This is a genomic window from Janthinobacterium sp. KBS0711 (genome assembly GCF_000988085.1).
Lineage (GTDB): Bacteria > Pseudomonadota > Gammaproteobacteria > Burkholderiales > Burkholderiaceae_D > Janthinobacterium > Janthinobacterium lividum_E.
Genome location: NZ_LBCO01000020.1, coordinates 97,639 through 119,953, shown reverse-complemented (window position 1 = coordinate 119,953; position 22,315 = coordinate 97,639). Strand labels below are relative to the sequence as shown.

The window sequence follows — 22,315 nt, the reverse complement described above, 5'->3', positions numbered from 1 at the left end:
AACAGGATTCACACCCAGCCGGCGGCCAGCGCAAAAATGGCCAGGCCATGGGCCAGGGACGCGCCCAGCAAGCCGGCACGGCAATATACCAGCCCCGCCACCACGCCTTCGATCACGGTGAACACGACGATGGGCGCACCCACCTGCGTGACGGTGGTGGCAAGAAAAGCGTGGCACAGGCCGAACAGCAGGCCCGACACAAGCGCCGCGCGCCAGGCAGGCAGCCAGGCACGCAATTGCTGCTGCAGCAAGCCGCGAAACAGCAATTCCTCATAACAGTTGGCCGCCAGCGCAAAACCCAGCAGCAAGGGCAGCAGCGATGGCGCGACGGGCGGCAGGGACGGCAAGCCGAACAGCGCCTTCAAGCCCGTCGCCAGCGCGATGATCACGCAAGCGCCCGCCACGCCCAGCAGCACGGACAGGGCCGGGCGCATGCCCAGCCAGCGGATCTGGCGGCGCGCCTCGCTTTCCAGCCAGCACGTGCTGGCCACCAGCCCCAGCGACATGGCGCCCAGCGCCAGCAAGACCGGCGGCGGCGCCGTGAAGCGCAAGCCGCCCGCCGCCACTTGCCAGTAGCCGTGCGCCGTCATCGCGTCGCGCGCCAGGACGAAAAACACGATGTGCACGAGCACGCGCAGCAGCGGCACGGTCCGCGGTACCGCCAGCAGCAAGGCGGCGCAGACGAGGAAGGCAGGCGTGATCGCCAGCAGATACTGCGCCAGGGAAGTCAGGTCGGCCATCGCTCACATCGGGAAAAGTACGGTGCCAACGGGCACGGGCGCAGCAATTGTATGCGGCGGCTGGCAAAATGGCCATGCCGTTGTCAAGCCGCCTTGCGCCAGCCATGCATCAGCCCATGCGCCGCCAGTCCCGCCGCCAGCCCCCACAGGGCGCCACCCACGCCCAGCAGGGTCACGTTCGCGGCCGTCGCCAGGAAGGTAATCAGGGCCGTTTCGCGCATGCGCACGTCCGCCATCGCCTGCGCCAGGCTGTTGCCGATGGCGCCCAGCAGGGCCAGGCCCGCCAGCGCCGTGATGAAGCTGCGCGGCAAGACCATGAACAGGCTGGCCAGGGTGACGCCGAAGACGCCCACCAGAATGTACAGCACGCCGCAAGCCAGGCCCGCGACATAGCGCTTTGACGAATCCGCATGCGCATCCTTGCCCGTGCAGATGGCGGCCGTGATGGCGGCCACGTTGAAGGCATGCGCGCCGAACGGCGCCATGAGCAGCGAGCCGAGACCCGTCACCGTCAGGATGGGATTGGCGCTGACCTGGTAGCCGTCATTGCGCAGCACCAGCATGCCGGGCATGTACTGCCCCGTCAGGGTGATCAGGAACAGCGGCAGCGCCACGCCCAGCAAAGACGCGACGGAAAAGCGCGGCATCTCGAACACGGGCGCGGCCAGGGCCAGTTCGATGCCTTGCGCATCGATGCGTCCTTGCGCCAGCAACAGGGCCAGGCCGATCAGCATGATGCCCACCACGGCAAAGCGTGCAGTGAAACGGCGCAGCACGGCGTACGACAGCAGCAACACCACCACCAGCACGGGGTCGGCGCTGGCGCCGCCAAACGCGTTCACGCCAAACTGCAGCAGGATACCGGCCAGCAAGCCGGCCGCGATGCCGCCAGGAATCAGCCGCACGAGGCGCTCGAAGGCGCCGGACATGCCCAGCACAATGAAGGCGATGGCGGACACGATATAGGCGCCGATCACTTCGGCATACGGCGTATGCGGCATGACGGTGGCCAGGAAAGCCACGCCGGGCGTGGACCAGGCCGTGATGATGGGCGCGCGGTAGCGGTAGCTGAGCCAGATGCCCGTCACGCCCACGCCGATGCTCAGCGACCAGACCCAGGACGCCGTCTGCGCGGCGCTCAGCTGGGCCAGCTGGGCCGCCTGGAACACCAGCACGAAGGTGCCGCCATAGTTGACGAGGACGGAAATGAAGGCCGCCATGGCGGGGGATGCCAGGTCGCGCCAGCGCGCCCGGTCGGCCATGGCGGTTGTTGTGGTTGTTGTCATGTATATGCCTCTGCCATTGAAAGGCAGCATATTAATGGCCACATGGACTGCTCAAACAGGCCAATTCAATCGCATAAAGCAGACCACTTACAGCATCACCCCAGCGCGCGGGCCAGGCGGACGATGCCGCTGTCGATCTCGTGCGGGGTGAGCGCCGCAAAGCCCAGCAGCCAGCCGCCGCGCGCCGGCGGCGTCGCGTACAGCCGGCTCAGGCCAGGCAGCACGATGCCCGCCTGCGCCGCCAGCCGTATCGTGTCCAGCTCCACCCTGCCCTCGTGCAGCAGACACGGCATCTGCAAACCGCCCGGCGGCAGCTGCGCCGCGACCACGTGCGGCAGGTGCCGCTGCACGGCATGCGCCATCGCATCGCGGCGCACGGCGTAGACCTTGCGCATGGCGCGCACATGGGCCGCGAAATGGCCATCGGCGATGAAACGGGCCAAGGTCAGTTGATCCAGCTGCGGCGTGTGGCCATCGAGGATGCTGCGCGCATGGGTCATCGGTTTCACCAGCGCGGGCGGCAGCACCATGTAGCCGATGCGCAGGCCCGGGTACAGCGACTTGGCGAAGGTGCCCAGGTAAATCGTGCGCTGCTGCGTGTCGAGGCCCTGCACGCACGCCGTCGGCAAACCCGCGTAATGAAACTGGCTGTCGTAATCGTCCTCGATGATCCAGCCCTGGCGCTCGGCTGCCCAGGCCGTCAGGGCCAGGCGGCGCTCAAGCGCCAGCGTGGCGCCCGTCGGATATTGATGCGACGGCGTGACGTACACCGTGTTGGCCCCGCTGCGGTCCGCCCGCAGATGTGCGATGGACAAGCCATGTGCATCGACGGGCACGGGCACGACCTGCAATTGCGCCATCTCGAACGCCTTGCGCGCGCCGAAATAGCCGGGGTCTTCCATCAGAATGGGGCCATGCGCGTCGGCCAGCACTTGCGCGCACAGGTACAGCGCCTGGCGCGTGCTGCTCAGCACCAGCACCTGCTGCGCCGTGGCCTGCGCGCCCCGCTCCAGGTTCACATAGTCGGCGATGGCCTGGCGCAAAGGCTCGGCGCCTTGCGGGTCGCCGTGCAGCAGTACATGGTGTTCGCTGGCGGCCTGGCGCCGCAAGCGCTCCCATACGTCGAGCGGGAAGGCCCGCGTTTCCGGCAAGCCCGTGACAAACGCCTTCACGCTCTGCTGGTCGGCCACGCCGCCGCTGGCGAGAATCTGCGCGCCGCGCGCGCTGAGGGACACCGGCTGCGCCGGCATGGACAGCGACGCCACCGCCGGCTTGCCCAGCAAGCTCGCCCCTATCGTGGGCGAGACGAAACTGCCCGATCCCGCCTGCCGCTGGATATAACCGTCCAGGCGCAGCTGCGCATACGCCATTTCCACCGTATCGCGCGACACGCCCAGCGATTGCGCCAGCACGCGCGTGGCCGGCAGGCGCAGGCCCGGCGCCAGCACGCCATCGAGTATCAGCTGGCGCAGCGCGCGCTGCACGCGTACGCGCAAGTCGAGCGCCGCCAGTTCGGGCGCGGCGATGCGGATTTTCAGGGTGTCGAGTTCGAACTGCGGCGTCATGTGGCCTTGGCGCGGGCCGCATCCACGGCGGCCATGCTGCTGGTCAGCGAATAGCCGTGCTGCTGCAGCACGGCCACCAGCTGTTCGCCGGCGCAGCCCAAACGCAGGTTTTCCGCCACCCAGTCCTGCCACTCACGGCTGATGTCCGGCAGGGCTTCCTCTTCCAGCGCAAGACCGAGTATGCATTTGGCCAGCAAGCCGTTGATGCGCTTCGTATCGATCAGGTGCTGCACCACCGCGTGGCCCGAATGGGGATACGGGTGCAGGGTGCAGCGGCCGAAGGCGGCCAGGCGCTGCGCGTGCATGGCGTCGAGGTTGACCGATTCGCTGGCGCTGCCTCCCCCGTTGGCAGCGTCAGGCCGCGTACCGAACACCAGGTGCAGCTGCGTGGCGTCCGTCGCCCTGGCGCGGCACAGGGCCGCCAGGTCGTAGTAGCCGGAGGCCGGCGGGTCTTGCGCCAGCGACTCCATCACGGGCAGCCAGCGCAGCTCATGGTACAAGCGCGCCTGCTGCACGTCGAGGAAGGACAACGGCCCGAAGGCGACGATCTGCTGCACGTCCAGCAGCAAGCCATACATGGCGGCCGCGTACGCGCCCATGGACTGACCGACGGTGGTGACCTGGCTGGGCGCGATGCGGCGCACGAGTTCGCGCAAGGCTTGCGCCGTCTCGTCAACGTGGTTGCCCAGGCCCGCGATGCGGCGGTGGTACCAGGCATTGCCCGAATCGCGCACGAGGATTTTGTTCAGGTGCTGGCCGCTGGCATGCTCCAGCTTTCTCAGGCGCCCGTAAAAATCGAAGGCGGGACGCGTGGTCCACGAAACGAAGCCGAAGGCGATGACCAGTGGCGCGCCGGGCACGATGCGGTCGACGAGCACGTCGTCGTCAGTGGTGGCCACCAGTCGATTATCCAGCGCTTGCGCTTGCAGCATCGGCCCGGCTCCCCGATCAAGGTTAAAAGAATAGAAAGCATGAGTTTAATGCCAGGACTGGCAAAATGGAAACAATGAACGCTGCTGTGCGCTGAGCGGCGCGCAAAACCTGCTAGTCTGCAGGCATTCCCCCTCACAGGAGCATCCCATGCTGCATCGCCTGACATACCTTCCCCTTGCCATCGCCATCGCCATGGCTGGTGGCTGCGCCGCCACCAGTGACAGCGCCAGGCCGAACGCCAGCCTGGCGCCGCAGGCCAGCCTGACGAATACCTATTGGAAGCTGACGCAGCTCGATGGCGCGCCGGTGGCGATGGCGCCGCAGCAGGAGCGCGAAGTGCGCATCACCCTGACCGACGATGGCAAGGTCACCGGTTTCACGGGCTGCAACCGCGTCATGGGCGGCTATACGCTGGCCGGCACGGCCCTGCGCTTCACGCAACTGGCCGGCACGCGCATGGCCTGTCCGCCGCCGTTGATGCAGCTGGAAAGCGCCGTGCTGGCCAATTTGAACAACGTGACGGGCTACCAGCTCGAAGGCGAGAAACTGATCCTGCTCAAGGATGGCGCGCCCGTGGCCAGGTTTGAATCGGTCTATTTGTAGCAAGAAAAACAATGGCGCTGAGCACTTACGTACTGTGCAGCGCCATCTTCTGGTGCTATGCCCGTGACATCAACGGATCATGCCACCAAACCGGGGTGAATGACATACTTGCGACGGCGATACATGGCCGCCAGCGCCACCAGGCCCAGCCCCATCATCGCGTATGCGCCTGGCTCCGGCACGGCTGAAAGAACCTGCAACTGGGTTTGCGGGCTGAAATAATCCAGGCGGGAAAATGGAATCGATTCGCGGTTCGCGGCGTAGCGGTAAACCGAGTCACCGGTGTTAAAGTTCCTCTCGCTCCAAGTTTCAAAATGCGGCGCATTATCATAATAATAATGTGCGGCGATGCTCAATCCATTCTTGTAATCAAACGAAAAGTCCAGCGTGCAATTCGGTCCAGCCGCGCATTTGGTATAGTCGACGTCGAGCGCCACCATGCTGGTCAACTCATTTGTTGTGAGTACGCCGTCGTTATTGAGGTCCTTGCCTGAGAACGAACCACCATACCTGATATGGGGATTAAACACGCCATCGTTGACAAAACCCGTATAGAAAAAGTTAAAGTATTGATGCTCCTGCGCCTGGGCGCCGAGCGACAAGGATGCCAGAGTGGCGATATAGCAAATTTTTTTCAGCATGAGTTAGCTCCACTAGAATATCTGCAAGATGAAAGATGCATACTTGATCCAACTTAACCCATATCTATTCAGCAACAAAATGGCAAGAAAAATGCTTAAAAGACAAGGTCGGCAAATCATAGCAGAAATTATTAATTTTTCTTTTCTTTTTAATAATTTATTGTCCATATCAAGGTAGGAAAACACGTAGCTTGCTATACAGCTACAATAAACATCCGCTCTTGCATGGAAGGCCTACCTTGTCCACTCATTCCCCCCTGCCCCTTGGCAGTTACCGCGCTCTGCTGTTCGACATGGACGGCACCGTCATCAATTCCATCGCCGCCGCCGAACGCATCTGGGGCACGTGGGCGCAGCGCCAGGGCCTCGACGTGGCGGCCTTTTTGCCCACCATCCACGGCGCGCGCTCGGTCGATACCATCGCCAAACTGCGCTTGCCCGGCGTCGACGCGCAGCGCGAGTCGCAAGGCATCACGGATGCGGAAATCATCGATGTGGAAGGGGTTATTGAAATCGCGGGCGCGTTGCGCTTTTTGGAATCGCTGCCGCCCGCGCAATGGGCCATCGTCACCTCGGCGCCGCGCGCGCTGGCGACGGCCCGCCTGAAGGCGGCCGGCATGCCGATACCCGCCATCATGGTGACGGCGGAAGACGTCAAGGCGGGCAAGCCGAAACCCGATTGCTACCTGCTGGCGGCGCAAAAACTGGGCGTGGCGCCTGCGGATTGCCTGGTGTTCGAGGATGCATCCGTCGGCATCGAGGCGGGAGAAGCGGCGGGCGCGAAGGTCATCGTCGTCACCGCCACGCATGCGCACCCGCTGGCGACACGCCACCCGGCCATCGACAATTATGAAGCCATCGTGGCAACCGTCGATAGCGATGGCTTTATTGTCCTGGCCGAGACGGCTGCAGCACGCGCGACAAGATAGTCTGCTCCAGCGCGGCGAAGGCCGCATGGCCGCGCTGGCGCGGGCGCGGCAAGTCCACAGGCACGTCCATGGTGATCTGGCCATCCTCGATCAACAGCACGCGGTCAGCCAGGGCCACGGCTTCGGCCACGTCATGCGTCACCAGCACGGCCGTAAAACCGCGCGCCAGCCATAGCGACTCGATCAGCTGCTGCATCTCGATGCGCGTCAGGGCGTCGAGCGCGCCCAAAGGTTCGTCAAGCAGCAGCAGTTGCGGCTCGTGCACGAGGGCACGCGCCAGCGCCACGCGCTGCTTCTGCCCGCCCGACAGGGCAGATGGCCAGTCATTTGCCCGTTCGGCCAGGCCCACCGTCCACAGCGAGGCGGCCGCCGCGCCGACGGAACGGGGCAGGCCCAGGGCCACGTTGTCGAGCACCGTCTTCCATGGCAGCAAACGCGATTCCTGGAACATGATGCGGATGTCGGGGGCGCCCACGCCGCTGCCGATGGCAACCTTGCCGTCATCGACGCTTTCCAGTCCCGCGATGGAGCGCAGCAAGGTGCTCTTGCCACAGCCGCTGCGTCCGACGATGGCGACGAACTCGCCCGCTTCCAGCTGCAGATCGACGTTTTTCAGCACCGGACGTTCGCCATAGGCCTTGCTCAATTGCGTCAGCTCCAAAGGCACGCCACGGCGCGCCAAGGGAGCTTGCGGCGCGACCCTGGCCTGCGGCGGCGCACCGGCCGGGTCGTATTGCACGAAGTGCGACAAAAAATCCGTTTCGATCTGGATGGGGGCGAGCAGCATGGTATTTTCTTTCCTCATTTCGTCACTATCGGTAGGCGGGATTCCAGCGCAGGCAGTGGCGCTCGAGACGGCGCGAGAACAGATCGGCCAGCTTGCCCAGCAAGGCGTACAGCAAAATCCCCACCAGCACCACGTCCGTTTGCAGGAATTCGCGGGCATTCATCGTCATGTAGCCGATGCCGGCCTGCGCCGAGATGGTTTCGGCGACGATCAGCAGCACCCACACGAGGCCCAGCGAAAAGCGTACGCCCACCAGGATGGACGGCATGGCGGCCGGCAGGATCACGTCGCGGTACAAAGGCCAGCCCGAGAGACCGTAGCTTTTCGCCATTTCGATCAAGCCCTGGTCGGCCGAGCGGATGCCGTGGAAGGTGTTCAGGTAGACGGGAAAGAAGACGCCGACGGCCAGCAGGAACAGCTTGGCCGTCTCGTCGATGCCGAACCACAGGATCACCAGCGGGATCAGGGCCAGCGCGGGGATGTTGCGCACCATTTGCAGGGTCGTATCGAGCAGGGTTTCCGCGTGGCGGAAGCTGCCCGTCAATAATCCCAGCAGCAAGCCCAGCCCCGCACCGACGGCGAAACCGACCGTGGCGCGCCACAAGCTCGTTTTCAGGTGCAGCCACAATTCGCCCGACACGGCCAGGTGCCAGAAGGCCTTCGCCACGGCCCACGGCTCGGGCAGGATGCGGCTCGACAGCCAGCCCCACTGCGCCGCCAGTTGCCAGGCCAGCAGCAGTGCCACGGGCAAGGCCCACGGCGCCAGCGAATCACGCCATGGCGCGGCGCGTGCCTGTCGTATGGAGCCGGTCGCCATCTCAGGCCGCCTTTTTCTGCGGTGCGGCCGGCACGATATTGCTGGCCATGACTTCGCCGAAAGGACCGCTCAAGGACTGCTCACCCACGGCCTTGCCCTTGCCCAGCAGCGGGAACACCAGTTCGGCAAAGCGGTACGATTCTTCCAGGTGCGGGTAGCCGGAGAAAATGAAGGTGTCGATGCCCAGGTCCGCGTATTCCTGCATGCGCGCCACTACTGTCGGCCCGTCGCCGACGAGGGCCGTGCCCGCGCCGCCGCGCACCAGGCCCACGCCGGCCCACAGGTTCGGCGACACTTCGAGCTTGTCGCGCCGCCCGCCATGCAGGGCCGCCATCCGCTGCTGGCCCACGGAATCCATCTTGCCGAAGGCCGCCTGCGCCTTGGCGATGATGTCGTCATCCAGGTGGCTGATCAATTCATCGGCCGCGCGCCAGGCCGCCTCGTTCGTTTCGCGCACGATCACGTGCAATCGGATGCCAAACCGGACTGTGCGGCCTTTTTTTGCCGCGCGCGCGCGGATGTCGGCGATTTTCTCGGCAACGGCGGCGGGCGGCTCGCCCCACGTCAGGTAGACGTCCATCTGCTCGGCCGCCAGTTCATGCGCCGGTTCCGACGAACCGCCGAAATACAGCGGCGGATACGGTTTCTGCACGGGCGGATACAGGGTTTTCGCGCCCTTCACCTGGATATGCTTGCCCTCGAAATCGTAGCCGGCCGCACCGCCCTCGCCCGCCAGCGTGGCACGCCACACCTTGATGAATTCATCGGAGATTTCATAGCGCTTGGCATGGTCGGCAAACAGGCCGTCCGCTTCCAGTTCGCCCTGGTCGCCGCCCGTGACGACGTTGATCAACAGGCGCCCGTTCGACAGGCGGTCGAACGTGGACGCCATGCGCACGGCCAGGCCGGGCGTGGACAGGCCCGGACGGATGGCGACGAGGAATTTGAGCTTTTGCGTCACGCTGATCAGCGACGACGCCACCACCCACGCATCTTCGCAGGAGCGGCCCGTGGGCAGCAGCACGCCGTCGTAGCCGAGCGTGTCGGCGGCCACGGCCACCTGGCGCAAATAATCGGCATCGACGGGACGCGCGCCCTGCGACGTGCCCAGGTAGCGGCTGTCGCCGTGGGTAGGGATAAACCAGAAGACATTCAATGACATGGTGCACTTTCCTTTGCTTGTTTATTTTGTGCTGGTGGCCAGCTGGCGCGCCGGCAGCAGCGCGTCCTTGACGACGATCGGTTTCGGGATCAGCTTCAGGCTGGAAAACGCATCGGCCACCCTTTGCTGCGACGCGATGACGTCGACCGACACGGGTTTGACGCCATACGCATAGCGCGAGGCGGCCAGCGCCACGACATCCTTGCCCAGCCCCGTCTGTGCCGACAGGATCGTCGCCACTTCGTCCGGATTGTTGCGGCCCCAGTCATCGACCTTGGCCACTTCATCGAGCACGATGCGCAGGATCTCGGGATTTTTTTCCGCATACGTGCGCGAGGCGAGATAAAACTGGTAGTTCGCCACCAGGCCCTTGCCATCGGCCAGCACACGGGCGCCCAGCTGCTTTTCGGCAGCCGCCAGGAACGGGTCCCAGATGGCCCACGCATCCACGCTGCCGCGCTCGAAGGCGGCGCGCGCATCGGCCGGCGGCAGGAACACGGGCTGGATGTCGGCGTACGCGACACCGGCCTTTTCCAGCGCCTTCAATAACAGGTAGTGCACATTCGAGCCCTTGTTCAGGGCGATCTTCTTGCCCTTCAAGTCGGCCAGGGTGCGCAAGCCGGAACCCTTGGGCACGACGATGGCTTCGCTGGCCGGCGACGCCGGCTCATTGCCGACGTAGACCAAGTTGGCGCCGGCCGCCTGGGCAAAGATCGGCGGCGCCTCGCCCACGGTGCCGAAATCGATGCTGCCCACGTTCAAGCCTTCCAGCAGCACGGGGCCGGCCGGGAATTCCGTCCATTTCACGCCCACGCCCTGCTCGGCCAGGCGTTTTTCCAGAGTGCCCCGCCCCTTCAGCAGGGTCAAGGTGCCGTATTTCTGGTAGCCAATACGCACCTGCACCTGGAGCTCCCCTTTGGCCTGCGCCTGCGCCGCGACCGGCATGCCGGCCGCCATCACGCCGGCAGCGGCGGCAAACAGCAGGCCCAAAGTGGTACGGCGCGAGAGTCGTTGTGCGTGGCGGTGTGTCATGGCAATTCCTTGGTCGGTGAATAATCAGGCGGCTTGATAGTGGGGGGCGTACGGCTGGTCTTGCAGCGAACGCACGGGGATCGAAATATCGGCTGGCGCGGACGGACGCTGTCCCTGCAGCACGAACAGGCCGCTGGAGAGTTCCTCGATGCCGGCCTGCACACGGTCGGCAATCGGCGCGTCCAGGCTCAAGCCCCTTTCTTCGTGCCACGCCAGCTGCTGCGCATTGGCATAAATGCTGGTGAAGACTTGCTTGGCGCCCAGCGCATGGAGCACGGGACGCAGCGCGTAGTCGAGCGCCAGGGTGTGGGCATGGCCGCCGCCCGTGGCCAGCGGCAGCACCAGCTTGCCCGCCAGGCCATCTTGCGGAAGCAAGTCGAGGAAGGCTTTCAGCAGCCCTGTATAGGACGCCTTGTAGATGGGCGTGGCGATCACGATGGCGTCCGCATCGGCCACGGCGCGCACGGCGCGGGCAATCGCCGCATCGTCGTAGTCGGCCAGCAGCAAGGCGCGCGCCGGCAAGTCGCGCACATGCAGCTGGGCGTAGCTGTGGCCCTGCAGCGCCAGCTGTTCGCCGATATGCAGCAGCAGGCGGCTGGAACTCGATGGGAGTTGCGGGCTACCGCCCAATAACAAGATGCTCATGTGATGCCCGTCCCTGTAGGTTGTCGAAAGTGGCGTTGTTCGGATGCTTGCAGCCTATCGCCATCAGAAGCCCAGTAAAACGAATGCTTTCGCGCTTCGATATGCGTTTTTTGACTATCCGGGCCTGACGCCCCGCAAACGAAGGCGCCGGTCTCCGCATGGCTTTTTTCGCATATCCATGCGCGGTTTTCTTCGTGTACGGCGCACGCGGGGCGGTGCAATATCGGCGTCATCGTCTTTCTGGAATGTCACTCATGTCTAGCGTTTTTCTCCATGCCGCCCGTCCCCAGCCGCCTGTGCCGGAACCCCTGCAGGACGCCATCAGCATCGCCACGGCGCTGGCTGCGCGCCTGGCTGAAACGGCCAATGCCCGCGACCAGGCCGGCGGCCATGCGGCGCAGGAACGCGAATGGCTGCGCGAGTCGGGCTTGCTGACCCTGTCGATTCCCGTGGAATTCGGCGGCCAGGGCGCATCGTGGCCCCTCGTTTACCAGGTGATCCGCATCCTGGCGCGCGCCGACAGCGCGCTGGCGCACGTCTTCGGCTTCCACCATTTGCAGCTGGCCGGCCTGCAGCTGTATGGCAGCGCGCAGCAGCAGCGCCGCCTGCTCACCCTGACCGTCGACGAGCGACTGTTCTGGGGCAATGCCTTGAACCCGCTCGACAAACGGGTCATGGCCAGCGACAGCGACGATGGCTATATCCTCGACGGCATCAAGAGCTTTTCTTCCGGCTCCGTGGGTTCCGACTGGCTGACCGTCTCCGCCTGGCACGCGCCCACGCAGACGGCGCTGATCGCCGCCCTGCCTACGCGCCAGGACGGCGTCACCGTGCAGGCGGACTGGGACGCCTTCGGCCAGCGCCAGACGGACAGCGGCAATGTGCATTTCCAGGCCGTGGCCCTGCCGCGGGACCTGGTGCTGCAAGCTCCCGCGCAAGCGGCCACGCCGCAAGCGACCGTGCGCTCGCAGATCGCGCAACTGATCATGAGCAACCTCTATCTGGGCATCGCCGAAGGGGCATTCGAGGCGGCGCGCCTGTACACGGACGAGCAGGCGAAAGCCTGGTTTGCCTCTGGCGTGGCCAAGGCAACGGACGACCCACTTGTGCAGCACCGCTATGGCCAGCTATGGCTCTTGCTGCGTCCCGCGCAAGTGCTGGCCGACTTGGCGGCGCAGGAACTGGAAAGAGTGTTCCGCAAGGGCGCGCTGGTGACGGCGCGTGAACGGGGCTTGCTGGCCGTGTCCGTGGCCGAAGCAAAATGCCTGGCGCACAAGGCGGGACTCGAGATCAGCAGCCAGATGTTCGAACTGACGGGCGCCCGTTCCACCTCGGCCCAATACGGCTTCGACCGCTACTGGCGCAACGTGCGCGTGCACACCCTGCACGACCCCATCGACTACAAGCTGCGCGACCTGGGACGCTTTGCCTTGACAGGCACGGTGCCCGAGCCGACGGCGTATTCCTGATTCATTCACCAAGGAGCCACCATGACCATCGCCCGCCGCAGCATCCTCCTCACCGCCCTGACCCTCGCCCTGGCCAGCGGCTTCGTCCACGCCAAGGATCCGAAAGACATCACCATCGGCACCAGCGCCGGGCCGTATGCGGACCAGATCAAACTGGGCATCAAGCCTATCCTGGAAAAACAGGGCTACAAGGTCAAGCTGGTGGAGTTCAATGACTACATCCAGCCGAACTTCGCGCTGGCCGAGGGTTCGCTCGACGCCAACGTGTTCCAGCACATCGTCTACCTGAAGAAATTCGCGCTGGAGCACAAGCTGGCCCTGACGGACCTGATCACGATCCCCACGGCGCCGATTGCCATCTACAGCAAGAAGCACAAGACCCTGGACGACGTGAAGGAAGGCACGACGGTGGGCTTGCCGAACGATCCGACCAACCAGGCGCGCGCGCTGGTGCTGCTCGACCAGCTGGGATGGATCAAGCTGCGCGCCAGCTTCGACCCCGTGCGCGCGTCGGAAAAGGATATCGCCGTCAACACGAAGAAAATCAAGCTGCTGCCGCTGGAAGCGGCGCAACTGCCACGCTCGCTGGGCGACACCGACTACTCCTTCATCAATGGCAATTACGCGCTGGCCTCGGGACTGAAACTGACGGAGGCGCTGGTGGCCGAGAAAATCTCGCCCAACTACATCAACCTGGTGGCCGTCCGCACGGCCGACAAGGACAAGCAGTTCGCGAAAGACCTGGCGGCCGCCTACCGCTCGCGCGAATTCCTCGACATCACAAACAAGCACTTTGCCGGCTATTCGAAACCCGATTACCAGCAAGCGTTGCAGACGGCGGCCAAGTAAGCCATGGCAAAGACGATACGCTTCAACGCCTTCCAGATGAATAGCGTCGGCCACCAGTCGCCGGGGCTGTGGACGCATGCGCGCGACCGCAGCCACCGCTACACGGATCCCGCACACTGGACGGAACTGGCGCAGCTGCTGGAAGCGGGCCTGTTCGACGCGGTGTTCCTGGCCGACGTGCTGGGCGTGTACGACGTGTACCGGGGCAGCCTCGATGCGGCCCTGGAACACGGCGTGCAAGTGCCGCTGAACGATCCGCTGGCGCTCGTGCCCATCATGGCGCAGGCGACCACGCACCTGGGTTTCGGCGTCACCTGCGCCCTCACCTACGAACACCCGTATACGTTCGCGCGGCGCATTTCCACGCTCGATCACCTGACGGGTGGGCGCATCGGCTGGAATATCGTCACCGGCTACCTCGATAGCGCGGCGCGCAACCTGGGCCTGCAACAGCAGCTGGGCCACGACGAGCGCTACGACCTGGCCGACGAATACCTCGACGTCGTCTACAAGCTGTGGGAAAAAAGCTGGGATGACGACGCCGTCGTCAACGACAAGGCGCGCGGCATCTACGCCGATCCGGCCAGAGTCCATCCGATCAACCATGCCGGGCGCCACTACCAGGTGCCCGGCATCCATTTGTGCGAGCCGTCGCCGCAGCGCACGCCGCTGCTGTACCAGGCGGGCACCTCGCCGCGCGGCACGCGCTTCGCGGCGCGCCACGCGGAAGCGACCTTTGTCAGTGGTCCCAGCAAGACGGTGGTGAAACGCTATGCGGACGACTTGCGCGCCGCCGTGCGGCAAAGCGGGCGCGATGGCGACGCGCTGCTGATCTACGCGCAGGCGCTCGTCATCACGGGCGCCACCGAGGAAGAAGCGCGCGCCAAGCACGCCGACTACCTGCGCCACGTGAATATCGAGGCGGCCCTCGTGCTGCTATCGGGATGGACGGGCGTCGATTTCAGCCGCTACCCGCTCGACGCCACCATCGACTACATCGATTCCCCGGCCGGCCGCTCGGCGCTGGCCTCGTTCAGCCAGGCCGACCCGGATCGCACGTGGACGGTACGCGAAGCGGCCGAATACATCGGCCTGGGCGGGCGCGGCCCCGTGCTGGTGGGCGATGCGCGCCAGGTGGCCGACCAGCTGGAAAGCTGGCTCGATGAAACGGGCATCGACGGTTTCAACCTCGCCTTCGCCGTCGCGCACGACAGCATGGCCGATGTGGTGGCCCACATCGTGCCGGAACTGCAACGGCGCGGCCGCTACCGCACCCATTACGAGGAAGGCAGCTTGCGGCACAAGGTCTTCGGCCAGGGCCCGCGCCTGCCTGCCGATCACGCGGGACGCCTGGTCAGCATCGCACCCGCCGCCGACGCCCTGGCAGCGGCCTGACATATCCGATTCCCCATTCAAGGACACCATGAAACGCAGAACCATCTTGCAACTGGCCGCCAGCGGCGCCGCCCTCGCCGCCTTGCCCGGCCTCACCCGCGCCGCCGCGCAAGCGCCGCTGAAGGAGCTGCGCCTCGATTACGCCTATTATTCGCCCGCCAGCCTGGTGCTGCGCCGCTTCGGCTGGCTGGAAGAAGCGTTCAAGCCGGACGGCACCAGCATCAAGTGGGTCCTCAGCGCGGGCAGCAACCGCGCGCTCGAATACCTGAACGCCAACAGCATCGACATCGGTTCGAGCGCCGGTCTGGCCGCCCTGCTGGCGCGCGCCAACGGCAATCCTATCCGCGCGCCGTATATTTTTTCGCGTCCCGAATGGACGGCGCTGGTGGTGCGCAAGGATAGCCCCATCCGCAGCATCGCCGACTTGAAGGGCAAGAAGGTGGCCGCCACCAAGGGCACCGACCCGTATCTGTTCCTGCTGCGCACATTGAAGACGGCGGGACTGAAACGCGGCGATATCGAACACGTGAGCCTGCAGCATGCCGACGGCCGCGCGGCGCTGGAGCAGGGCAAGGTCGATGCCTGGGCCGGCCTCGACCCGCACATGGCCGCCAGCGAACTGGAAGCGGGGTCGCGTCTGATCTACCGCAACGTAGCGTTCAACACCTACGGTTTCCTGAACGTGCGCGAGGAATTCCTTGCCAGCCGCCCCGCCGAAGTGGGCAAGGTGATACAGGCCTACGAACGGGCGCGCGCCTGGATACGCACCTATCCGGCCGAGGCGGCGAAGATCCTGTCGGAGGAAGCCAAGGTCAGCCTGCCGGTGGCGCTGCTGCAGGTGAAGCTGCGCAGTGACTTCAGCAATCCGCAGCCGTCGAACGAACATGTGAAGGCCCTGCTGGTGGCCGCGCCCATCCTCGTCGATGAAGCACTGGTCAAGCCGGGCGCCGACTTGAACCGCGCCATCGCGGACCTCGTCGACACGCGCTTCGCCGCCCCCTTCATCGGCAAAGCGTAAGCGGTCATGGCCAGAGACACGCTCGCCGCACCGGTACAGGCCAACGAGACCGGCGTCCGGCGCAAGCCTCCTCCCTTGCCGCGCGTGGCGCTTGGCCTGCTGCTGCCCACCCTGGCGCTGCTGGCGGCGGAACTGGGCGTGCGCGCGGGCGCCATCCCCGCCAACCTGCTGCCGGCGCCCAGCGACATCGCCACCACCATCGCCGACCTGGCACGCCAGGGCCTGGCCGGCCACGTGCTGGCCAGTACCACACGCGTGGCCATCGGCTTTGCGGGCGGCGCGCTGCTGGCCATCGTGCTCGGCGCGGCCGTGGGCTTGAACCGCACGCTGGAGGCGCTGCTCGACCCCACGTTCCAGGCCCTGCGCGCGATTCCCTCTCTGGCCTGGGTGCCCTTGCTGCTGCTGTGGCTGGGCATCGATGAAGCGCCCAAGCTGGTACTGATCGGCATCGGCGCCTTCTTCCCCGTCTACATGGGCGTGGCGTCGGGCATCCGCGACGTGGACCGCAAGCTGATCGACGCGGCGCGCATGTACCGTTTGAGCCGTCCCGCGCTGGCGCGGCGCGTGCTGCTGCCGGCCGCCCTGCCCGCCATCTTCACAGGCCTGCGCAATGGTTTGAGCCTGGCCTGGATGTTCATGGTGGCGGCAGAACTGATCGCCGCCAGCCAGGGCCTCGGCTATCTGCTCAGCGACGGGCGCGAAACGAGCCGCGCCGACATCGTGCTGGCCGCCATCGTGCTGCTGGCCGTGCTGGGCAAGGCCAGCGACAGCCTGATGCAACGCCTGGAAACCCGTTTGCTCGCCTGGCGCGACAGCTATGCCACCACCTGACGAAAGCCTCCACGCATGACTGCCCTGCTTGACATTGCCATCCATGACAAATCCTATGGCGCGCGGCGCGTGCTGCATAACCTCCAATTGCAGCTGCGCCAGGGCGAGATCGTCAGCCTGATCGGCGCCAGCGGCTGCGGCAAGAGCAGCCTGCTGTCCATCGTGGCGGGGCTCGATACGGACTTTCGCGGCACATTGCGCCTGGGCGGCCAGCTGCTGGCGGGCGTGCACGCGGATATCGGCCTGATCTTCCAGGAACCGCGTTTGTTTCCCTGGCTGACGGTGGCGCAAAACATTGCCTTCGGCCTCGGTGCCGGCGGCGCAGACGATCCCAGGGTCGCGCAACTGCTGGAGGAAGTGGGCTTGCAAGGCCACGCGCACAGCCTGCCCAAGCAGCTGTCGGGCGGCCAGGCGCAGCGCGCGGCGATTGCCCGCGGCCTGTTTGGCCAGCCCCGCATCCTGCTGCTGGACGAACCGTTTTCCGCCGTCGACGCTTTTACGCGCATGAAGCTGCAGGACTTGCTGGCCGCCGTCGCCGCGCGCCATGGCTTGAGCGTGCTGCTGGTGACGCACGATATCGACGAAGCGCTGTACCTGAGCGACCGCATCGTCATGCTCGATACGCGCGCCGGACCGCCGCGCGCCCATTACGACGTGGCCGCGCCCCGTCCCCGCCTGCGCACGCCGGTGGCGCACGCCGCATTGAAGGAGACCATCCTGGGCGAACTGCACGTCGCGCACGCGATCTGAGGCTGGCTCGCCGCCCCAGTGACAAGCCTTGTCATTCATGTTAGCTTGCCATGTCAAAAACAAACAGGCGGCTACGTGCACCTTTCCTTACTTACCGTCCTCGCCATCCTGGCCCTCGGCCACAGCGCGGCGCACGCCGATGCGCCGGCCGACACCGGCCAGTCCATCCACGTCAACAGCATTCGCAATCCGGAATTGAAATCCTACCGCGTGATGGCGGCGGGCCTCGATGCCTTTGACGAGTACCATGCACTGGCGCCCAAGGCGCGCGAAGTGCGCTTCCAGCTGATTCCCGGACCCGACGCTCCTGCGGACGCCATGCAGGACGTGACCTTGCGCATCGCCGGCAACGACACCACGATCACCGTGCCCCTGTCGGCCGATGGCAGTTTTGTGCTGCCCCGCAGCGCGCAAGCCGACAGCGAAGATGCGGACCTGGTCACCAACAGGAAGCAAGGCCAGTTCCGCTGGCAGGCCAGCGTCCGCAGCGACGGTGTGCCGCCCGGCATGCGCCGCCTGGGCGACTTGCGCCTGCAATGCCAGGTGATGGTCGCCATTGCAAAGAAAGAGACGCCCTTCTTGATACGCACCCTGGTCGCCACCAAGCTGCGCACCACCGACTGGTGTTCCGCCGACGCGCTCAAGATGGGCACGCACAGCGATCCGGCCATCGCCAGCGCCACCCTGCTCGATGGGGAGCGCCACGTCGCGCTGCAGGTAAAAAATGGCGGCACGTCCTTCCTGGCGCCCGTGGGCGATACCCGCTATGCGGACGATACCCTGATCGAACTGGTGTACAAGGACACTGGCGATGCGCGGCCCGCATCGTTGTGACGTTTGCGTCCAGCCCCGTTCCATGTCAGCATACGCCACCTTGGCAACACGGATAAGGATCGCAATGCCCCTCACATTTACACGCGCGCTGGCACTGGTGCTGCTGGCTGGCCATGGTTCGCTGGCATGGGCGCAGGCGCCAGTCACGCCGCCGACGCCGGGCTGCGACGTCTGCGCCACCTGGAACGCGGACCAGGCGCCGTTCCGCATCTTCGGCAATACCTATTATGTGGGCGTGAAGGGCCTCAGCTCCGTGCTGGTGACGTCGCCGCAGGGCCACGTGCTGGTCGACGGCGGCTTGCCGGAATCGGCGCCCAAGATCATCGCCAATATCGCCGCCCTGGGTTTTCGCATCGAGGACGTGAAACTGATCCTCAATTCGCACGGCCATATCGACCATGCGGGCGGCCTGGCCGAACTGCAGCGGCGCAGCGATGCGCTGGTGGCGGCCAGCCCGTCGGCCGCGCTGGACCTGGCGTCGGGCGAAGTGGGCCCGGACGATCCGCAATACCACGCGCTGCCCACATACCCGCCCGTCAAGGACATGCGCCTGGCGCGCGACGGCGGCCAGTTCAATGTCGGCTCCGTCAACGTGACGGCGCACGCCACGCCGGGCCACACGCCCGGAGGCCTGAGCTGGACGTGGCAATCGTGCGACGGCCCCCGTTGCCTGAACATGGTCTACGCGGACAGTCTCAACGCCGTCTCGCGTCCCGGCTTCAAGTTCAGCGCCAGCAGCGAGTATCCGAACGCGGTGGCGGACTTGCGCCACAGCTTCGAGACACTGGAAAAACTGCCGTGCGACGTGCTGATCTCGGCCCACCCGGAAGCGTCCCAATTGTGGGAAAGGCTGGAAGCGAGCACCACGGCCGGCAGCGAGGCGTTTGTCGACCCGCAGGCTTGCCGCGCCTATGTGGCGGCGGCGCGCACCGTGCTCGAGTCCCGCCTGGAACAGGAAAAACAGCAGTGAACTTGCCAGCGAGCTTGTCAACCGTGCACGCTGGCGCGGCGCCGATCTGCTACGCTGGCGGCTATCATTTATCACCTTAACCAGGAAATACCATGTTCACACTCGCCAGACTGATTCCCCTCGCCGCCATCGTCGCCATCACGGCCGGCTGCGCGCAAACGCCCGTGCGCAGCGATGCTGCCGCCGCCGCGCCTGGCGCCACCTCGCCCGCCAAGCCGGCGCCGAAGCTGACGGGCACGCAGTGGAAGCTGAAGGAATTGAAGGGCAAGCAAGTGGTGCGCAAGGCGCCCGAGCAGCGCGAAGTGACCCTGCAGCTGGCTGATGGCCGCGCCAGCGGCAACAGCGGCTGCAACCAGATGATGGGCGGCTACACCAGCGATGGCATCAGCACCTTGAACTTTGGACAGATGGCCGGCACCATGATGATGTGCCAGCCGCAGGACATGGACCTCGAGCGCCTGCTCTTGAGCACCCTGGGCGAAGTCAATGGCTACCGCTACGCCGACCAGGAATTGCTGCTGCTGAAGGATGGCGTGCCAGTGGCGCGGTATGAAGTGCTGACGGTGAAGTAAGTAACTACAAGGCCAGGACTATCTCCTGGCATGAAGAGTGATCGAAAAACGTTCAGGGCAAGGCGCGGCGCCGCAGGCAGTACGCTAGTACGCCAAGGCGCTGCAACGCCGCCATGGACGTTTTCTCGGCCACTCTTCAATCGTTACGCATCTGCGCCTGCGATACATTGCTGTTAGCCGGCACGCTCTGCGTCAGCCACACATTCCCCCCGATAGTCGATCCCGCGCCGATGGTGATGCGCCCCAGCACGGTCGCGCCCGCGTAAATGACCACGTCGTCCTCGACGATGGGGTGGCGCGGCGTGCCCTTGATCAGCGCACCGGAAGCATCCGCCGGGAAGCGCTTCGCGCCCAGGGTGACTGCCTGGTACAGGCGCACCCGCTGGCCGATGATGGCCGTCTCGCCGATCACGACGCCCGTGCCGTGGTCGATGAAGAAGGAGGCGCCGATGTGCGCGCCCGGGTGGATGTCGATGCCCGTCAGGGTATGCGCGATGTCGGCGATCAGGCGCGCAAGGAATGGCGCACCGAGCGCGTGCAGCTGGTGCGCCAGGCGGTGGTACAAAATGGCGATGGTGCCCGGATAGCACAGCATGATCTCGGCCACCGAGGTGGCGGCAGGGTCGCCCGCGTAGGCGGCCTGCACGTCCGATACGAGCAAGGCGCGGATATCGGGCAGGCTGGCGGCAAACGCGCGCGTGATGTCGCGCGCCTGCTGCGCCAGGGCCGCGTCGTCATTGGCGCCATCGCCCTCATCGCCGGCCGGAACCGAGAACAGCAAACCGCGCCGCACTTGTTCGCTGAGGCGGTTTAATGTGGTATTGAGCGTGTCGCCGACAAAGTAGTCGATGCTTTCGTCCGTCAGGTTGGGCCGCCCGTAATGCGTGGGGAACAGGGCCGCCGACAGGCCGTTGACGATGGTGGTGAGCGCTTCGCGCGACGGCAGTTCGCGCACCCTGCCGTTATGGCGGATCTTGTGCTTGTCTTCGCGCGAGCTGCGCAAGGCCTGGATCACGGGCCCCAGGTTCCACTGGGCCGTGTCGTCGGCGGGCGCCGCGGGATAAATGCTGTGCATGGGTATCGCTTCCAGAAAACGGCAAACAAGCCGGGTCGCCCCAGCTTAGCGGCCAGGCGCCGCGAATCAAACGAAGAATTCCAAGATTGCATATACGAAAAACGCATATGGGTGGTAAACAAAGCCGGCGCCAAACCCGATTGTTGCCACTAGCGTAAAATGACGGACTAACAAAAACACTCTTCAACATGACTAAATTATTAACATGGATTTTGGCGGGCCTGGCGATGGTCGGACCGCTTGCAATTGACACCTATCTGCCGTCGTTCCCCGCCATCGTGCAAGATTTCAATGCCAGCCCCCTGCTGGTGCAGCAAACCCTGAGCTTTTTCCTGTTCACGTTCGCTTTCATGATGCTGTTTTACGGCACCCTGTCCGACTCGTTCGGCCGCCGTCCCGTGATTCTCGTCTCGCTGGTGCTGTATGTGATCGCCTCCGTGGGCGCCGCGCTGGCGCCGTCGCTGGGCTGGCTGCTGGCCTGGCGCGTGCTGCAGGGACTGTCGGCGGGCGCCGGTTCCGTCATTGGCCGCGCCATCGTGCAAGACCGCTATTCGGGCGCCGCCGCGCAGAAAATCCTCTCGCACATCATGATGGTGTTCGCGCTGGCGCCGGCCATCGCGCCCGTGCTGGGCGGCTGGCTGCAGGTGGGCCTGGGATGGCGCTGGATCTTCTGGTTCCTCACGGCGTTCGGCGTGCTGATGTTCGTCGTCGTCTGGCGCGCGCTGCCGGAAAGCTTGCCGAAGGAACAGCGCCACGCCTTCCACCTTGGCGACATCGCCATCAATTACTGGAAAGTGCTGTGCCACCGCCAGTTCCTGCTGCTGTCGACAGCCATCGGCGCCGCCTTTGGCGGCTTCGCCCTGTACATCGGTTCGGCCGCCTACTTCATCATCAATATCCTGCATCTGCCGGAAACAGCGTTTGCCTGGCTGTTCATTCCCCTGATCAGCGGCATGGTGTTCGGTTCGGCCCTGTCGGCGAAAATCGCCCACCGCTACAGCCAGCGCCAGATGATCTGGGCCGGTTTCATATTGATGCTGGTGGCCGCCGCCGCCAACATCGGCTACAACTATGTCTTTGCCGCCGAAGTGCCGTGGGCCGTGCTGCCGCTGTTCTTCTACTCGTTCGCCCTGTCGATCGCCATGCCGCCGATGACCCTGATGGCGCTGAACCACTTCCCCAACAACAGCGGACTGGCGTCGTCGATGCAATCGTTCATCCAGATGCTGCTGTTCGCCCTCGTCTCGGGCCTGGTGGCGCCGCTGCTGTTCGACAGCGCCTTGAACCTGGCATATGGCGTGATGGCGGGGTTGCTGGTGAGTTTGGTTTGCTGGGTGTTTGCTCAAGGGAAGAGCAACGCGTAGGTCGGATTAGGCCCGGAGGGCCGTAATCCGACAACATTGTTGACGGGT

Annotated in this window: 23 protein-coding genes; 12 read left to right on the top strand and 11 right to left on the bottom strand. The window is 65.1% G+C overall.

Annotated elements, in window-relative coordinates; genetic code table 11:
• Window positions 1-8: 8 nt before the first annotated feature.
• The 4 genes from VM94_RS11850 to VM94_RS11835 form a co-directional block, all read right to left on the bottom strand.
• Window positions 9-740, bottom strand: coding sequence for a CPBP family intramembrane glutamic endopeptidase (locus VM94_RS11850; protein ID WP_052755730.1), 732 nt, complete (start codon window positions 738-740; stop codon window positions 9-11).
• A gap of 83 nt (window positions 741-823) precedes the next feature.
• On the bottom strand, window positions 824-2,026 hold the full coding sequence (locus VM94_RS11845; RefSeq protein WP_046683787.1) for a benzoate/H(+) symporter BenE family transporter: 1,203 nt from the start codon (window positions 2,024-2,026) through the stop codon (window positions 824-826).
• Between the two features lie 95 nt (window positions 2,027-2,121).
• Window positions 2,122-3,591 (bottom strand): MocR-like pyridoxine biosynthesis transcription factor PdxR, encoded by a 1,470-nt coding sequence (gene pdxR, locus VM94_RS11840; protein ID WP_046683674.1) that lies wholly within the window; start codon window positions 3,589-3,591, stop codon window positions 2,122-2,124.
• Window positions 3,588-4,523, bottom strand: a complete 936-nt coding sequence (locus tag VM94_RS11835) for a hypothetical protein (RefSeq protein ID WP_046683673.1) — start codon at window positions 4,521-4,523, stop codon at window positions 3,588-3,590. The genes pdxR and VM94_RS11835 overlap by 4 nt, the downstream gene beginning before the upstream one ends.
• Before the next feature lie 148 nt (window positions 4,524-4,671).
• Between VM94_RS11835 and VM94_RS11830 the strand changes: the two genes are divergently transcribed.
• Window positions 4,672-5,127, top strand: a complete 456-nt coding sequence (locus tag VM94_RS11830) for an META domain-containing protein (RefSeq protein ID WP_052755729.1) — start codon at window positions 4,672-4,674, stop codon at window positions 5,125-5,127.
• A gap of 77 nt (window positions 5,128-5,204) precedes the next feature.
• On the opposite strand, the gene VM94_RS11825 is transcribed toward VM94_RS11830, so the two are convergent.
• Entirely contained in the window at window positions 5,205-5,768 is a 564-nt protein-coding gene (locus VM94_RS11825) for a PEP-CTERM sorting domain-containing protein (protein WP_046683672.1), read from the bottom strand.
• A gap of 239 nt (window positions 5,769-6,007) precedes the next feature.
• Here VM94_RS11825 and VM94_RS11820 point away from each other — a divergent pair, with 239 nt between their 5' ends.
• Window positions 6,008-6,697 (top strand): HAD-IA family hydrolase, encoded by a 690-nt coding sequence (locus VM94_RS11820; protein WP_046683671.1) that lies wholly within the window; start codon window positions 6,008-6,010, stop codon window positions 6,695-6,697.
• Here the strand turns inward: VM94_RS11820 and VM94_RS11815 are convergent.
• Genes VM94_RS11815 through ssuE form a run of 5 tightly spaced genes read right to left on the bottom strand, consistent with a single transcriptional unit; the run spans window position 6,654 to window position 11,140 of the window.
• Window positions 6,654-7,484, bottom strand: a complete 831-nt coding sequence (locus VM94_RS11815; protein WP_082127693.1) for an ATP-binding cassette domain-containing protein — start codon at window positions 7,482-7,484, stop codon at window positions 6,654-6,656. The two genes, VM94_RS11820 and VM94_RS11815, sit on opposite strands and share 44 nt — an antisense overlap.
• Before the next feature lie 25 nt (window positions 7,485-7,509).
• Window positions 7,510-8,301, bottom strand: coding sequence for an aliphatic sulfonate ABC transporter permease SsuC (gene ssuC, locus VM94_RS11810; RefSeq protein ID WP_046683670.1), 792 nt, complete (start codon window positions 8,299-8,301; stop codon window positions 7,510-7,512).
• A 1-nt stretch (window position 8,302) separates the two neighbouring features.
• The gene (gene ssuD / locus VM94_RS11805) at window positions 8,303-9,463 is read right to left on the bottom strand and encodes an FMNH2-dependent alkanesulfonate monooxygenase (RefSeq protein WP_034757207.1); all 1,161 of its coding nucleotides are present in this window, start codon (window positions 9,461-9,463) and stop codon (window positions 8,303-8,305) included.
• A gap of 21 nt (window positions 9,464-9,484) precedes the next feature.
• On the bottom strand, window positions 9,485-10,495 hold the full coding sequence (locus VM94_RS11800) for a sulfonate ABC transporter substrate-binding protein (RefSeq protein ID WP_046683669.1): 1,011 nt from the start codon (window positions 10,493-10,495) through the stop codon (window positions 9,485-9,487).
• Between the two features lie 24 nt (window positions 10,496-10,519).
• A complete protein-coding gene (gene ssuE, locus VM94_RS11795; RefSeq protein ID WP_046683668.1) occupies window positions 10,520-11,140 on the bottom strand; it encodes an NADPH-dependent FMN reductase in 621 nt (206 codons plus the stop codon).
• Window positions 11,141-11,394: 254 nt separating this feature from the next.
• Here ssuE and VM94_RS11790 point away from each other — a divergent pair, with 254 nt between their 5' ends.
• From VM94_RS11790 to VM94_RS27240, 9 genes are all read left to right on the top strand, one after another.
• Window positions 11,395-12,609: an acyl-CoA dehydrogenase family protein gene (locus VM94_RS11790; protein WP_052755728.1), complete on the top strand. Its 1,215-nt coding sequence runs from the start codon at window positions 11,395-11,397 to the stop codon at window positions 12,607-12,609.
• Window positions 12,610-12,630: 21 nt separating this feature from the next.
• A complete protein-coding gene (locus tag VM94_RS11785; protein ID WP_046683667.1) occupies window positions 12,631-13,458 on the top strand; it encodes a MetQ/NlpA family ABC transporter substrate-binding protein in 828 nt (275 codons plus the stop codon).
• A 3-nt stretch (window positions 13,459-13,461) separates the two neighbouring features.
• Window positions 13,462-14,853 carry an LLM class flavin-dependent oxidoreductase gene (locus VM94_RS11780; protein WP_046683666.1) on the top strand — a complete coding sequence of 464 codons (1,392 nt, stop codon included), beginning with the start codon at window positions 13,462-13,464 and terminating at the stop codon, window positions 14,851-14,853.
• Between the two features lie 28 nt (window positions 14,854-14,881).
• Window positions 14,882-15,871, top strand: coding sequence for an aliphatic sulfonate ABC transporter substrate-binding protein (locus VM94_RS11775; protein ID WP_046683665.1), 990 nt, complete (start codon window positions 14,882-14,884; stop codon window positions 15,869-15,871).
• A gap of 6 nt (window positions 15,872-15,877) precedes the next feature.
• Window positions 15,878-16,702: an ABC transporter permease gene (locus VM94_RS11770; RefSeq protein ID WP_082127681.1), complete on the top strand. Its 825-nt coding sequence runs from the start codon at window positions 15,878-15,880 to the stop codon at window positions 16,700-16,702.
• A gap of 15 nt (window positions 16,703-16,717) precedes the next feature.
• Window positions 16,718-17,452, top strand: coding sequence for an ABC transporter ATP-binding protein (locus VM94_RS11765; RefSeq protein WP_046683663.1), 735 nt, complete (start codon window positions 16,718-16,720; stop codon window positions 17,450-17,452).
• A gap of 75 nt (window positions 17,453-17,527) precedes the next feature.
• Window positions 17,528-18,286 carry a hypothetical protein gene (locus VM94_RS11760; RefSeq protein ID WP_052755727.1) on the top strand — a complete coding sequence of 253 codons (759 nt, stop codon included), beginning with the start codon at window positions 17,528-17,530 and terminating at the stop codon, window positions 18,284-18,286.
• A gap of 64 nt (window positions 18,287-18,350) precedes the next feature.
• On the top strand, window positions 18,351-19,256 hold the full coding sequence (bla, locus tag VM94_RS11755) for a subclass B3 metallo-beta-lactamase (RefSeq protein WP_138828852.1): 906 nt from the start codon (window positions 18,351-18,353) through the stop codon (window positions 19,254-19,256).
• A gap of 92 nt (window positions 19,257-19,348) precedes the next feature.
• Window positions 19,349-19,828: an META domain-containing protein gene (locus tag VM94_RS27240; RefSeq protein ID WP_052755725.1), complete on the top strand. Its 480-nt coding sequence runs from the start codon at window positions 19,349-19,351 to the stop codon at window positions 19,826-19,828.
• Window positions 19,829-19,964: 136 nt separating this feature from the next.
• Here the strand turns inward: VM94_RS27240 and epsC are convergent, their stop codons facing one another.
• On the bottom strand, window positions 19,965-20,903 hold the full coding sequence (gene epsC / locus VM94_RS11745) for a serine O-acetyltransferase EpsC (RefSeq protein ID WP_046683662.1): 939 nt from the start codon (window positions 20,901-20,903) through the stop codon (window positions 19,965-19,967).
• A 188-nt stretch (window positions 20,904-21,091) separates the two neighbouring features.
• On the opposite strand from epsC, the gene VM94_RS11740 reads away from it, so the two are divergent.
• Window positions 21,092-22,267, top strand: a complete 1,176-nt coding sequence (locus tag VM94_RS11740; protein WP_046683661.1) for a multidrug effflux MFS transporter — start codon at window positions 21,092-21,094, stop codon at window positions 22,265-22,267.
• Window positions 22,268-22,315: the final 48 nt, after the last annotated feature.

Coding starts and splice junctions, on each gene's coding strand:
- VM94_RS11850 (WP_052755730.1), bottom strand. CDS start 740: ATGGCCGACCTGACTTCCCTGGCGCAGTATCTGCTGGCGATCACGCCT.
- VM94_RS11845 (WP_046683787.1), bottom strand. CDS start 2,026: ATGACAACAACCACAACAACCGCCATGGCCGACCGGGCGCGCTGGCGC.
- pdxR (WP_046683674.1), bottom strand. CDS start 3,591: ATGACGCCGCAGTTCGAACTCGACACCCTGAAAATCCGCATCGCCGCG.
- VM94_RS11835 (WP_046683673.1), bottom strand. CDS start 4,523: ATGCTGCAAGCGCAAGCGCTGGATAATCGACTGGTGGCCACCACTGAC.
- VM94_RS11830 (WP_052755729.1), top strand. CDS start 4,672: ATGCTGCATCGCCTGACATACCTTCCCCTTGCCATCGCCATCGCCATG.
- VM94_RS11825 (WP_046683672.1), bottom strand. CDS start 5,768: ATGCTGAAAAAAATTTGCTATATCGCCACTCTGGCATCCTTGTCGCTC.
- VM94_RS11815 (WP_082127693.1), bottom strand. CDS start 7,484: ATGCTGCTCGCCCCCATCCAGATCGAAACGGATTTTTTGTCGCACTTC.
- ssuC (WP_046683670.1), bottom strand. CDS start 8,301: ATGGCGACCGGCTCCATACGACAGGCACGCGCCGCGCCATGGCGTGAT.
- ssuD (WP_034757207.1), bottom strand. CDS start 9,463: ATGTCATTGAATGTCTTCTGGTTTATCCCTACCCACGGCGACAGCCGC.
- VM94_RS11800 (WP_046683669.1), bottom strand. CDS start 10,495: ATGACACACCGCCACGCACAACGACTCTCGCGCCGTACCACTTTGGGC.
- ssuE (WP_046683668.1), bottom strand. CDS start 11,140: ATGAGCATCTTGTTATTGGGCGGTAGCCCGCAACTCCCATCGAGTTCC.
- VM94_RS11790 (WP_052755728.1), top strand. CDS start 11,395: ATGTCTAGCGTTTTTCTCCATGCCGCCCGTCCCCAGCCGCCTGTGCCG.
- VM94_RS11785 (WP_046683667.1), top strand. CDS start 12,631: ATGACCATCGCCCGCCGCAGCATCCTCCTCACCGCCCTGACCCTCGCC.
- VM94_RS11780 (WP_046683666.1), top strand. CDS start 13,462: ATGGCAAAGACGATACGCTTCAACGCCTTCCAGATGAATAGCGTCGGC.
- VM94_RS11775 (WP_046683665.1), top strand. CDS start 14,882: ATGAAACGCAGAACCATCTTGCAACTGGCCGCCAGCGGCGCCGCCCTC.
- VM94_RS11770 (WP_082127681.1), top strand. CDS start 15,878: ATGGCCAGAGACACGCTCGCCGCACCGGTACAGGCCAACGAGACCGGC.
- VM94_RS11765 (WP_046683663.1), top strand. CDS start 16,718: ATGACTGCCCTGCTTGACATTGCCATCCATGACAAATCCTATGGCGCG.
- bla (WP_138828852.1), top strand. CDS start 18,351: ATGCCCCTCACATTTACACGCGCGCTGGCACTGGTGCTGCTGGCTGGC.
- VM94_RS27240 (WP_052755725.1), top strand. CDS start 19,349: ATGTTCACACTCGCCAGACTGATTCCCCTCGCCGCCATCGTCGCCATC.
- epsC (WP_046683662.1), bottom strand. CDS start 20,903: ATGCACAGCATTTATCCCGCGGCGCCCGCCGACGACACGGCCCAGTGG.
- VM94_RS11740 (WP_046683661.1), top strand. CDS start 21,092: ATGACTAAATTATTAACATGGATTTTGGCGGGCCTGGCGATGGTCGGA.